Annotated in this window: 10 protein-coding genes; 4 read left to right on the top strand and 6 right to left on the bottom strand. The window is 35.9% G+C overall.

Annotation, left to right across the window (positions count from 1 at the left end):
* Positions 1–66: 66 nt before the first annotated feature.
* The 6 genes from CHB81_RS10210 to CHB81_RS10190 form a co-directional block, all read right to left on the bottom strand.
* Complete coding sequence (locus CHB81_RS10210; RefSeq protein WP_089351834.1) at positions 67–1350, bottom strand: epoxide hydrolase family protein; 1284 nt, start codon at positions 1348–1350, stop codon at positions 67–69.
* Positions 1351–1392: 42 nt separating this feature from the next.
* Positions 1393–2352 (bottom strand): nitrilase-related carbon-nitrogen hydrolase, encoded by a 960-nt coding sequence (locus CHB81_RS10205; protein ID WP_089351791.1) that lies wholly within the window; start codon positions 2350–2352, stop codon positions 1393–1395.
* A gap of 164 nt (positions 2353–2516) precedes the next feature.
* Positions 2517–2924, bottom strand: coding sequence for a cupin domain-containing protein (locus CHB81_RS10200; protein ID WP_089351833.1), 408 nt, complete (start codon positions 2922–2924; stop codon positions 2517–2519).
* Between the two features lie 90 nt (positions 2925–3014).
* Positions 3015–4079 carry an epoxide hydrolase family protein gene (locus CHB81_RS10195; RefSeq protein WP_254921051.1) on the bottom strand — a complete coding sequence of 355 codons (1065 nt, stop codon included), beginning with the start codon at positions 4077–4079 and terminating at the stop codon, positions 3015–3017.
* A 9-nt stretch (positions 4080–4088) separates the two neighbouring features.
* Complete coding sequence (locus tag CHB81_RS27135) at positions 4089–4316, bottom strand: hypothetical protein (RefSeq protein ID WP_254921050.1); 228 nt, start codon at positions 4314–4316, stop codon at positions 4089–4091.
* Positions 4317–4560: 244 nt separating this feature from the next.
* The gene (locus CHB81_RS10190; RefSeq protein WP_089351790.1) at positions 4561–5304 is read right to left on the bottom strand and encodes an SDR family oxidoreductase; all 744 of its coding nucleotides are present in this window, start codon (positions 5302–5304) and stop codon (positions 4561–4563) included.
* 237 nt (positions 5305–5541) lie between these two features.
* Between CHB81_RS10190 and CHB81_RS10185 the strand changes: the two genes are divergently transcribed.
* From CHB81_RS10185 to hepC, 4 genes are all read left to right on the top strand, one after another.
* Positions 5542–5892 carry a helix-turn-helix domain-containing protein gene (locus tag CHB81_RS10185; RefSeq protein WP_089351789.1) on the top strand — a complete coding sequence of 117 codons (351 nt, stop codon included), beginning with the start codon at positions 5542–5544 and terminating at the stop codon, positions 5890–5892.
* Between the two features lie 176 nt (positions 5893–6068).
* Positions 6069–7271: a glycoside hydrolase family 88 protein gene (locus CHB81_RS10180; protein WP_089351788.1), complete on the top strand. Its 1203-nt coding sequence runs from the start codon at positions 6069–6071 to the stop codon at positions 7269–7271.
* A 314-nt stretch (positions 7272–7585) separates the two neighbouring features.
* Complete coding sequence (locus CHB81_RS10175) at positions 7586–11503, top strand: chondroitinase family polysaccharide lyase (protein ID WP_089351787.1); 3918 nt, start codon at positions 7586–7588, stop codon at positions 11501–11503.
* Positions 11504–11622: 119 nt separating this feature from the next.
* A complete protein-coding gene (hepC, locus tag CHB81_RS10170; protein ID WP_089351832.1) occupies positions 11623–13605 on the top strand; it encodes a heparin-sulfate lyase HepC in 1983 nt (660 codons plus the stop codon).
* Positions 13606–13850 lie beyond the last annotated feature (245 nt).

The raw sequence follows: 13850 nt of genomic DNA, 5'->3' as shown, positions 1-13850 counted from the left end.
TTAAAAAATTTATTATTTGTTTTTACTTGATTTTAAATTTTTATTTGTTTTGAATTTTTAAAGCTATTATCGAAGAGATTTAAATGCCAAACGAAGTTCTCCTGTAAACAATTCCGGTTGTTCCCATGCTGCAAAGTGTCCACCTCTGTCTACTTCATGGAAATAGATTAGGTTTTTGAACGCTTTTCTTGCCCATGTTTCTGGTGAAGTAAAAACGTCATAAGGAAATACAGTAATTGCTACAGGTATTTTGATCTGATCTGTTTTCATTGAAGCTGAACCAACGATTTCGATGTTTCTGTTTTCCCAGTAAATTCGTGCTGCAGAAGTTGCGCTATTGGTAAGCCAGTACAATGAAATATCATCCAATACCTGATCTTTTGTTGGCGATTGCTTAGGATCTGTACCATACGACCAGTTAGCAAAACCCGGGTGTAAAAGTAACCATGCTGCAAGACCTGCCGGAGAATCATTTAAAGCATAACCAACTGCTTGTGGTTTTGAGGTCATTGTCATTTTATAGATAAAATCACCTTCCTTAATTGATTTGCTAAGATGTGTAAAAGCGGCACGTTCTTTTTCTGAAAATCCTTCTGGTGCTATACCGCTTGCAAGAGCTTTACCTCCTTCTGTTGGTAATGTTGCCGGTAAATTACTATGAATACCAAGTAATCCTACCGGTGCCTGCAAAGCCATAGAATTGACAATACCTGCACCCCAGTCACCACCTTGAGCAACATAATGTTTGTATCCCAAACGATCCATTAACACTACCCATGCTTTTGCTATGCGATCAATATTCCATCCCGCTTCTGTTGGTTTACCTGAAAAACCAAAGCCTGGCAAAGAAGGTATTATTACATCAAAAGCATCTTCGGCTTTTCCGCCATAAGCGACAGGATTAGTAAGTGGTCCTATCACATTCATAAATTCAAATACTGATCCTGGCCATCCATGACTTAGGATAAGAGGCATTGCATCTGCTTCTTTAGAACGAACGTGAATGAAATGAATATCAACACCATCAATTTTAGTCACAAACTGCGGATAAGCATTTAGTTTAGCTTCGGCTTTTCTCCAGTCATAACTAGTTCCCCAATAATTTACTAAGTCTTTCATTTTAGAAAGATTTGCTCCCTGAGACTGATCGGCAACGGTTTCTTTACCTGGCCATTTTGTATCCTGAATGCGTTCTTTAAGATCTTTTAAATCTGCATTCGAAATATTGATACGATAAGAACGAATTGTTTCGTCTGTTTTTATTTTTTCTTGTGCTGTAACTTCACTAAACACAACTGCGAATAATATTGCCCACAACGTATAAGCAATGATTTTTACTTTATTTTTCATTTTGTATTTTCTTTTTTTTGATTCTTGTTTGTTCTGCAAAAATTAGTCTTGCAAAACAGTTTGTTCGTGAACATGAGGTTTTGGAGTTCTGTCAATAAGTAAGCTTAGTAATTCAGGACGGCTGTAATGACCGCTTGCATCCATAAGCCTTTTACGGGCATCTATTTGTCCAAAGTCAATATCGGCTATTACTTCGCCTTCTCCAGATTTAAGGGCTTCACCAATAATTTGTCCGTCAGGACCAATAATAGCTGTAAAACAACCTCCGCTAATAGGGCCAATTGGTCCGTTGGTATCTTTGGCAATCTGAGCTTGTTGATCTGCATCTAACCATCCGGTCGCTACAACAACAAAACAAGCAGATTCAAGAGCGTGTTGGCGAACGTTAACTTCTGTTTGCTCGCTAAACAATGGTCCAAAGATTGAACCCGGATACATTGCGGAATGTATTTGTTCTCCATCTGCAATTAATGCATATCTAAAAAGCGGATTGTAATGTTCCCAACAAGCAAGCTGACCTATACGACCAACTGCACTATCGACTGCACGCAATCCTGAACCATCGCCTTGTCCCCAAACCATTTTTTCGTGATAAGTTGGTGTTAATTTGCGACGGCGTTGAATTAGTGTTCCATCTGCATCAAAAAGAAGTTGTGTGTTGTAAATTGTTCCTCCATCTCGTTCGTTTACGCCAATCGAAACAACCATATTTGCTTCTTTTGCTGCATTTCCTATTGCATCGGTTGCTGCAGACGGAATCGTAACAGATTCTTCAAGTAAACGTTGGTGTTCTTTTGCCATCATAAACGGAGCTTGCAGAAAAGAGAAATAAGGATAATAAGGCACAATTGTTTCTGGAAATGTGGCAAATTGAACGCCTTTTTTTCCTAATTCTAATATCTTGTTGACTACTTTTTCAACAGTACCTTCGCGGCTGTATAAAACGGGGCTGATTTGTACGGCAGCCACTTTTAAAACTCGGTTTGATTCTATATTTTTCATCGTATTTAATTTTAAACTAATTCTTTATCAGTTAATTTCTTCATCAAAGGTATCTCAGTTACAATCCCTGTACAATCAGAAAATAGCTCAAATGGACAACTTGAATCCTGAAATGGACAGGCTTTCGGGCGAAGTTTTCGCTTAATATTCATTTGTAAAGGGTTTTATTTTTTCAGTACTAAAATTGGTTTCCCTTTTTCAACTACATAGGTAGCCAACTCAGAAGCTTTTGCATTGGTAGTATTCTTTGCTGAGTGAACTGTTCCTGCAGGAATAAACAAAACTTCTCCCGCTTTTAGCGTTACAGTTCCTTGTCCTTCTACTTCATATTCTAATGTGCCATCCAATACATAAATGATTTCTTCACCATGATGGTAATGTTTTCCAAAAGCGGTATGCGGTCCAAAATCAATTTTTACCTGAACGGCTTCTCTTCTGGGAATGCTTAAATCATGTTTTTGTAAATCAGTACGCTTTATGTCAGATTGTTGTGCCGAAGCGCTGTTTGGAGCAAAAGCCATAAGAAGTAAAACAGCAATTGCTGATAACCCTAAATTTTTATTTGTTTTCATAATGTTTCTTTTTATTGGATGCATTCTGTTCTCTTGTTTGTTTTTTTGTAATAGAAAACAGAATGAATCCTTGTTCTTTTTATATTTTTATTATTTTCTTAATGATTTAAAAGCTGCACGAAGTTCTTCTGTAAAAAGCTGTGGTTCTTCCCAAGAGGCAAAGTGACCGCCTTTGTTTACTTCGTTGAAATAAATCAGGTTTTTATAGGCTTTTTCAGTCCATGTTTTTGGTGCCTGATAAATCTCTCCGGGAAATACTGTTACCGCAACCGGAATTTTGATTTCATTTGTTTTTTGCTCCACAACATTAAAGTTGTTATTGTTGTTCTCCCAATATAAGTTTGCCGAAGAATTGGCTGTATTAGTAAACCAGTACAACGATATATCGTCAAGGATTTCGTCTCTGGTAAGTGATTTTTCAGCATTTCCGCCACTGTAAGTCCAATCATTGAATTTGTCAAGGAAAAATGAGGCCAAACCAACTGGTGAATCTGTAAGTCCGTATCCGATAGTTTGAGGACGGGTTACCATCATTCCGGCATATCCTCCACCTCGAGTGTATAATTTATTAAGCGAATTAAAAGCTGCTTTTTCTTTAACTGATAATCCTGCAGGTGCCGGATCTCCGTCTTGTAATGCTTTGGCAATATCTGCGGGTACAGTTGCAGGCATATTCACATGAATTCCTAACAATCCCTCAGGAGCCTGACGCGCCATTGCATCTGCAATTACAGAACCCCAGTCACCGCCTTGCGAAACATAATGTTTGTATCCCAACCGTTTCATCAATACATCCCAGGCGTTTCCAATTTTTTCTACTCCCCAACCCGTTCCTGTAGGTTTTTCTGAGAAACCATACCCGGGCATTGAAGGAATTACAACATCAAAAGCATCTTCGGCTTTTCCGCCATAAGCAGTTGGGTCTGTTAGCGGGCCAATAACTTTTAAAAGTTCAAAGAAAGATCCCGGCCAACCGTGCGTAATAATTATAGGTAATGCATTTTTATGTTTGGATTTTACATGTATGAACTGAATATCTAATCCGTCAATGTTCGTAATAAATTGAGGCAAAGCATTTAACTTAGCTTCTGTTTTATGCCAGTCATAATCTGTTCCCCAATATTTTACAAGACCTTGAATTTGTGCTAATTTCACTCCTTGTGATTAATCTTTCACCGTTTCTTTTTGTGGCCATCTTGTAGTATTTACACGCTCACGAAGTTCTGTGATTGCTTTTTCTGAAATACTAATGTGATAAGGACGAATCGCTTCTGAATTTATTTTGCTTTTCTCCAAATTCTTTTGTGCAAAACCCGTTGTGGTAAGCAACATAAAAGCACCTACAGCAAAAATATTTGCAATGCTTCTTTTGTTTGTTTGAATTGTTTCCATTGTTTTTGATTTTAAATTATTTGTTTATCAGTTAATTTCTTCATCAAAAGTATTCCGATAACAAGCCTTTTAAAATCAAGAAATATCTCAAACAGGCGAAGTTGATGCCCAAACGGACATTCTCAAACTTGAAAAATTTAGCGCACCAGATTAATGATAACTTTTCCAAAATCAAAGTGAGATGTCAATTGTGAATATTCACATTTAACATCTCACTTAAAAACATCTCACTTAAATCTTCGGCTTAAGCCAAAACCATTCCGCCATCCATAATAATATCTGCGCCTGTAATAAATACAGAAGCTTCACTGCTTATGTACGAAATCATTTTTGCAACATCGGCTGCAGTTCCCATTTGTTTTAGTGGAATTCTGTCAACAACAACATCCATTATCGATTTTACAGTTTCTTCGTCTAAACCTACTTTTTTCATTACTTCGGTTTCTGTTGGACCCGGACTTACTGAATTTACTCTGATTTTTCTTGGAGCCAATTCAAGCGCCGCAATTTTCATTATAGCATTAAGAGCCGTCTTGCTCGAAGAATAAATTGATGAACCTTGTCCGCTCATACTTGCAGTATTAGAAGAAAGAAATACTACTGAAGCACCGTCTTTCAAAATTGGAATAAATTTGCTTAAAGTAAAATAGGCTCCTTTAAGATTTATATTCATAATATCATCATATAAAGCTTCTGTTGCTTGCTCAATAGTTCCTAATCCTGCAATTCCTGCATTGATAAAAAGAATATCAATTGGTCCAAAATCTTCTTTTACTTTTAAAGCTAAACGATCAATATCCAAAACACTTGATTGATTTGCAACAATAGCCGTAACACCCATATCTGAGGCTGCTTTTTCAATTGCTTCTTTTCTTCTTCCGGTAATAATAACTGTAGCTCCTTGTTCTTTTAATTGTTTTGCAGTGGCATAACCAATACCGCTATTTCCGCCTGTTATTACCGCAACTTTATTTTTTAAATTGTCCATTTTCTATGTTTTAAATTAACGGTACAAAGTTAAAACGCAGAACATATTACTTTTTCAGCGGTATCATTGAGTATACTGGCTTAAAAAAGTTAAACCATGTAAGTTGTTGAAGTTCATTTGAGTTGAGATGCTTAGTAAACGAATAACTTATATTTTCTTATATGACTTATACGGTGCACAACTTACATTGGAAAAAATTATAAAATGTTTTTATACCTTAGTATAAAATATTTACCAATGGCAAGAAATCAACAAGAAGAAGTTCGCGCACTTCAGGATACTATATATGTTTTAGGCGGTAAATGGAAATTGCCTATTATCAATTCCATCTGTAATGGAAATACCCGATTTAAAGAAATTCAGCAAAGTATTCCGGGAATTACTTCACGAATGCTTTCGAAAGAATTAAAAGATATGGAACTCAACAATCTTGTCAAAAGAACAGAAGACAGAGATGCAATAATACCGATACTTTATGAATCTACAGATTACTGTAAATCATTTGGTCCTATTATCACCGAAATGATTAACTGGGGAATATCTCATCGGGAACATATTAAGAACAAAGAAAACAATGCTACAGTATAACTGTCAATTTTCAGCATTATAAGAATTCAAATGACCATATTAACCCCTTAAAATATAGTCATTACACAAATTCAAAACATTTATAATAAAAACTGAAAGCCCATTTTCTAACTCCCGTTTAAATTCGCTTTATAAAATATTCAACCAAACCGAATATTCATATAAACGATTAAACGATGAAAAAAACCTTCAACTTATTTCTAGTCCTTTCCACCATTACTTTTAGTGCTTTTGCTAAACCTGTTCAGGATGATCCATCTTTGCTTTGGTTTAAAAAAACAACTGAAGTAGTTCAATTTCAATTAAACAAAGCTGCTCAAACTTATAAACCCGGAAAAAATCCGCGTTCGGTAAATCCTGATGGAACTGTAAGACTTGCCGGTTTGACAGACTGGACTACGGGTTTCTTTCCCGGAAGTCTTTGGTATGGCTATGAACTTACGGGAGATAAAACATTGGCCGAAGAAGCCAAAAAATTCACCCTTGCACTAGATTCTATTCGAAATATAAAAAATACACATGATGTTGGTTTCATGTTGTATTGTTCTTATGGAAATGCGTACAGAATTACAGGAGACAAAATTTATCTTCCGGTATTGGCAGATGGTGCTGCAAATCTTTATGCACGTTTTAGCCCAACTGTTGGAACAATACGTTCCTGGAATTTCCCTTGGTTGCATTATCCGGTTATTATCGATAACATGATGAATCTGGAGTATTTATACTGGAGTGCACTTCAATTTAATAAACCTGAATATACTAATGCTGCCAGTACGCATGCTTTGACTACAATGAAAAATCATTATAGAAAAGATTATAGTTCGTATCACTTGGTAGATTATGATCCTAAAACGGGCAAAGTATTGCGCAAAGGAACACATCAGGGCGTTACCGACGATTCGGCTTGGGCACGCGGACAAGCTTGGGGATTATACGGTTATACGATGTGTTATGCCAATACCAAAAATCCAAAGTTTTTGCAACAAGCAGAACATATCGCTTCTTTTATCATGAATCATCCCCGAATGCCAAAAGACAAAGTACCGGTTTGGGATTTTGATGTTCATAATGCTTTAGATACCGCAGAACTGGCTCCAAGAGATGCTTCGGCAGCAGCCGTTATAGCTTCGGCTTTATTGGATTTAAGTACTCAGGTAAAAGACGGAAAAAAATATGCTGATTATGCCGAAGATATTTTAAAATCTCTTTCGTCAGATACTTATTTAGCAAAACCGGGTGAGAATAATTATTTCATTTTGAAACACAGCGTTGGTGCTTTTTTATACAATTCAGAGATTGATACGCCACTTGATTATGCCGATTATTATTATCTGGAAGCTTTGAAAAGATACGCTACAATCAAAAAAATTGAAATCTAACCAATTCCTTTTTTTGATTTTCAGCCAGCGGAAGAAACACAATAAATGAAGCTTATCAGGTTAGGGATTACAAAAAGTATTGTACTTGTTCGAATGATAAATAGTTTGCCAAAAAACATTTGAAGTACTGTGTACACTAAAGAATTCCTGGCCTTATAGCTTGATTTAAAAAACCAATAGTATTCTAATTTAAAATATTATAAATGACTTTATCGCAATAAATACTTTAAGAATACTATTTGAAATAATTGCTAAGAATACAGAATAACCACACCAAAATAATTCTACTAACTAGTCTATTAACAATTAATCTTATGTGTAAAAAATTACTTTTATCCGCATGGCTAATCGCCTTAGTATTCAATTTTTCGTATGCGCAATTGAGCGACATCAATAACATTAAAACAAAGTATCGAAATTGGCTCACGGGAGAAAATCTTGATTATTCGAATTCACAAGTTAATGAGCGATACAGTCGGTATCTCACCAACGGAATAGCAGCAAAAAACCTGTCGGCTTATGATTTCAACAATCCCGGCGCTCTTTGGAATTTTACGGTAACTGCTGACCAAACTGCCTATCAGGTAATTGTTGAACAAAAGCTTATCAGATTGGTTTTCCTGTATCAATTAAAAGGTTCCGCCACCAATCCCAATCCGGATTATCACAGTCCGACTTTAAGAGATACCATACTTTCGCTTTTTAATTATATGAAAGCAAAAGGCATTAGCAGTACTACAGATTTTGCCTATCTCGCAATTCCCGCCACAGAAGAAGTTATCACAAGCGGTCACGGAATTTGTTTGCGATCGTCTGCTTATGCTACTTCAGTACTTTTAATGAAAGACGAATTGATTGCTGCCGGAGAATTTGATCATCACATGGGAGCATTAAAGACATTAACCACTTTTATATCACCGGATTATCCTGATTTTCATTTTACCAATCCCGGTTTTAATACTGATATTATCCGTTCTTCAATTCAGCAAAGACTTTGTTACATATTGGCTCAGGAAGATTCTGATACTACAAAAATTGCCAATATGGATTTCCTAAAAAGATATATTGACAATGCCTTAAAAATCAGCAATGGATGGAATGATTGCATTAAACCTGATTTTATAACCTATCATCATAGAGGAGCATATTCAAATTCTTACGGTGTAGATGCTTTACATCAATCTTCGATCATGAATATGATGCTAAAAAATACGGCTTATGAATTAAATACAGAAGCCCAAAACAATTTAAAGAAAGCCATTTTAAACTACAGTAAATTCAGCAAAGGCTTTGAAATGCCGCTTAGTCTTGCCGGAAGATTTCCAACCAATACAGATTCTTATAATGATCTACGACCAGCTTTGGCTTTTTTATATGTGACGGATCCTGTTGCTAATGCAGATGCGGGAAGAGAGTTTCTGAGACTTTGGAATATTTCTGCTACAGCAAACCTCAATTTACTGAGACAAAATGTAATTTCGATTACCATGGTCTATACTCCCGGTGGCGTAATGGACATTTTGCAGACTTTAAATTCAGGACTTACTGCACAACCCGAAATAGCCGAAGGACAATTTAATTTTCCATACGCAGGTTTAAGTGTTCATAAATACAACGGATTTCAGGCAAGTGCAAAAGGAACAAGCAAAAATATCTGGCATTTCGAAAATTCGGCTACAGAGAATGTTTTCGGACGATATACTTCTGCAGGAGCCATAGAATTACTTACATCAGGAAATTCAAACGGTTTTACAGAAAATGGCTGGGACTGGTCACATGTTCCAGGAACTACGGTTGCTTATCTTCCGCTAAATATTCTTAGTACAGGCAAAATGCGTGAAATGAACGGGAAACCTTTTCTAACGCATGCTTCATTGGATAATAATGGTGTTTTTGGGATTGATTATAAAGATTATAATTCTGCTACCGGAATGACAGCTTTAAAATCTAATTTCTTTTTTAAAGACATGATTCTTTGTCTTGGTTCTAATATCAGGGACACAAACGGAACTTATCCTATTCAGACTACTTTATTTCAAACCAATCTTACAGATATCAATACTCCAACTTATGTAAATGGTAATACTGCAACGGGAACCAGCTATAATTTTTCACAGACTGGCGGAGGTTTTTGGGCAACAGACGCCACAGGAAATGGTTATGTAGTTCCTGCAAATTCTTCCAATACAGATGCAATTACCATTAATAGAGTTGTTCAAAATTCCAGAAATAACAGCAACACAGTCAATACTACAGGAAATTTTACAACAGCATATATCAATCACGGAATTGCACCGGCTCAGGCAAAATTTCAATACGCAATTGTAATGCAAGGCGGACAAACGACTACGCAACAATTGGCAAATAACTTTTCGTCTTATTTCAAGATTTACCATCAAAACAGTCAGGCGCATATTGTCGAATATGTTCCCGAATCTATATTTGGATATGTAATCTTCAATCCTGCAACGGTTTTTACTTATGATGTTGTGGTAAGCGTAGACAAACAGGCTACAATAATGACTCAAAAAGTAGATGGCGGAAACAAACTAAAAGTAAGTCTTACCAATCCAAACTTAGGATTATTGACTGCAAATGAAACTTATACCTGGAATCAGATTAGCGGTCAAAACTCGATTTTGAACAGAGCTCCACAAACTGAAACCGTAACACTTACAATTGTTGGGAAATGGGTTCTAGCATCTCCTGCAAATAATGTATCGACCACTTTTGATGGAAATAATACCAAAATAGCTTTTAAAACCATTAACGGATTAACCATACAAACCGAACTGGTAAAACCGTCTTCGACTATTAAACCAAAAGATAATGCTTCTGTAAATACCACTTCAGGTGTTTGCAGTTATACTGTTGTTGGCAATGAATTTGATGCTGCATTAACCAGCAATTGCGGAGACTCGACTTTAAATTACGCTTTAAGCGGAGCAACAATCGCAACAGGAAGTACAACATTACAAAATGTAGTTTTCAATAAAGGAGTTACAACTGTAACGTGGAATGCAAGTGATGCCTGCAATACTTTGACATTGACTTTTACAGTTACGGTTAAAGACGAGGAAAAACCAGTTTTCACTACGCCAATTGATATAACATTAAGCAATGATTCAGGTCAATGTGGAAAAACGTTAACGCTAACAAATCCAATTGTAACTGACAACTGTGGTATTGCAAGTATCACAAATGATGCTCCTGCAATATTTCCCGTAGGTTCTACGATCGTAAACTGGAAGGCAGAAGATGAAAATAGTAATATCAGCAATGCTACACAAACCGTTACCGTTACAGATTCTGAAACTCCAACGGTAAGTTCTACTGCTTCGGTTTCTCTTTGTTATGATGCAAACGCAAATTATACTATTCCTTTGGCAACAGCCAATGATAATTGTACGATAAAATCTATTATCTACGAAATAACCGGCGCAACTACAAGAACTGGAAACGGATTGGATGCAAGTGGAAATTTCAATACGGGAACATCAACAATAACTTGGACTATTACTGATATTGCAGAAAACAACAAAAAAGCAATAACAACAGTAACCATAAACAATCCTGTTTCGGGAAGCATTGCTGATGTCTATGCTGTAAATCCAGGAGGAAAAGCTAATACTATTTATTTGGGTTATGGCGCTTCTTCACTAACATTGACCGCAACACCTGCAAATGGTATAGTGCCTTACACTTATTTATGGAGCAACGGAGCTACAACGCAAAGCACTACTGTAAATCCGTCAGCAACGGGAACACACATTTATACCGTGACAATTACAGATGCTCTAGGTTGTAATAGCACAATAGCAAAACAAATAACAGTAACTGATGTTCGTTGCGCTTCGAACAAAATAACAATATGTCATAACAATAATAGTCTCTGCATTTCTACAAATGCTATTTCAAGTCATTTGGCTCACGGTTGTTACTTGGGTTCTTGCGAGAATACAGAAAGCAGGAATATTTTAGATTTAAATATTTTCACAGTTGTTGTTTCTCCAAACCCAACAAAAACAGTATTTCAATTAAACATAACCGGAGGCGATACTACACAAGCTATTCAAATTACTGTATTTGATATTTTAGGAAGACGAATTTGTGCTACAAAATCAGATTACGGACAAACAATTTCGTTCGGAAACAACTTACGTCCCGGGATTTATCTGGCTGAAATATCTCAAGGCTACATTAAGAGAATCGTAAAACTTATAAAACAATAATTAAACTTTGATGCCTTTAATACCACAATAAAAACTTAAGAAGCTATTTTTGATCCTAAAAGTCAATTTTAATAGCTTCTTATTTTATTTTAAAACTTTATCTATTAATGAAAAACCAAATGAAAAATTTAAAAAAAACGACAGCGCTGTTTTTTATGCTACTGACAGTCTGTTTTTCTGAAGCTCAGGAAGCTTCGGTAAAAAAAGAAAGCTTCGACATTATTAATCTTGAATATCCGGGCTTAGAAAAAGTCAACTCTCTTTTTAAAACCGCACAATATGAGGCTGCAGCCAAAGAATTACTGAATTATTATCGCAACCGAAAAAGCATCAAAAATCCTGAATTTAATGTAGGTGACGAAGCGAGATTTAAAGGAAAAGATATTGGGAAATCCAATCTTGAAAAAGCAGATAATGCTTTACTTCATAAATTTCAACCTCAAAAGGGATATGGCTTTTTTGATTACGGACAAGACATCAATTGGGATTATTGGCCGGTAAAAGACAATGAAGTCCGCTGGCAATTGCACCGCGTAACCTGGTGGCAACCAATGGGAATGGCGTATCGCAGCACGGGTGATGAAAAATATGCCAAAGAATGGATTTCTCAATTTCGCGATTGGAATAAGAAAAATTACTTAGGACGTTCTAAAGAAAATGATGGAATAGCCTGGAGACCTCTCGAAGTATCCGATCGTATTCAAAGCCTTGTTGGAACATTCAATTTATTTGTAGTTTCTCCCAACTTCACTCCAGCTTTTTTAATGGAATTTTTGGAAAGTTATAATAAACAAGCCGATTATATCCCTAAAAACTATACTAAAGACGGTAATCATTTACTGTTTGAAGCGCAGCGCGTTTTAGGTGCAGGTGCTTCTTTTCCTGAACTTAAACAAGCAGAACAATGGCGTAAAAGTGGTATCGAAGTTTTGAATCGCGAAATAAAACTGCAGGTTCTTGCAGATGGCGTTCAATGGGAACTCTCTCCTATTTACCACGTTGCCAGTATTGATATCTTTATGAAAGCTTATAACTCAGCAAAAATGGCGGGTATGGAAAAAGAATTTCCTGATAGTTATAGCAAAACGATTGAAAAAATGATTTCGGCTATAGCCAATATATCTTTCCCGGACTATAGCACTCCAATGTTTGGCGATGCATGGATATTTGATAAAAGCGGCAGAATGAAACAATATTTAAGCTGGTCGAAAACCTTTCCTGACAACAACTCAATTAAATATTTTGCTACTGAAGGTAAAGAAGGTTCATTGCCAAATTATACCTCACACGAGTTGCCAAATGGCGGTTTCTATACTTTTAGAAATGGTTGGAACGAGAAATCAACAGTAATGATTATGAAAGCCGGACCTCCTGCCGAATTTCACGCGCAACCGGACAACGGAACTTTTGAGCTTTGGATAAAAGGACGCAATTTTACACCAGATACCGGTTGTTATATTTATAGTGGTGATGCCGAAGTTACTAAGATGAGAAATTGGTTTCGTCAAACCAGAATTCATAGCACTTTGACATTAGACAATCAGAATATGGTTATTACCAAAGCTGAACAAAACAAGTGGAAAACCAGCAAAAACCTTGATTTATTAACCTATACAAATCCAAGTTATACAGATTTAAACCATCAACGCAGTGTGTTTTTTATAGATCAAAAGTACTTTCTAATCATTGATAAAGCCATTGGAAAAGCTACCGGAAACCTTGGTATTCATTTTCAATTGAAAGAAGACAGCAAACCTGTTTATGATAAAAGCAATGATAAAGTTTACACGACTTACGAAGATGGTAATAACCTTTTGATACAATCTTTAAATACTGATAAAGTAACCCTAAAGGAAGAAGAAGGAAAAGTATCGTATGTTTATGCCAAAGAAATTTCCCGCCCTGCCTTTGTTTTCGAAAAGTCTAAAAGTGACGATACAACCCAGCAATTCATAACAATATTATATCCGTTTAACGGAAATAAAACCCCAAAAATAAACATTAAGCCAAATAAAGACAATGATTATGAGAAAGGAAATATTAGCTTAAACATTACCATTGATGGCAAAAAAAGCGAAATAAAAACAAATTTAAAAGATTAAAGAAGTTTTTAGATTTTAGACATTTAAGCTAAGATATTTTTAGATTCTGTTCCATTGGAACACCTCATTGGCAGAAAAAAAATGCATCGTGAGAAACATCGTCCCATTGGGACGTTTGAGAAATTGTATATGTAATCTTTATCTGTTTTTACCAATATTATTTAAAAATTCAAACGTTCCTATGGAACGTAGAAAAAACGCCTAATTTATTGGGTTACCAATGAAATGTTCCGATGGAACAAAAA

It is taken from the genome of Flavobacterium sp. ov086 (genome assembly GCF_900187965.1).
Taxonomy (GTDB): Bacteria; Bacteroidota; Bacteroidia; order Flavobacteriales; family Flavobacteriaceae; genus Flavobacterium.
Note: the sequence above shows the minus strand (reverse complement) of the source record. Positions and strands in the feature narration are given on the sequence as shown.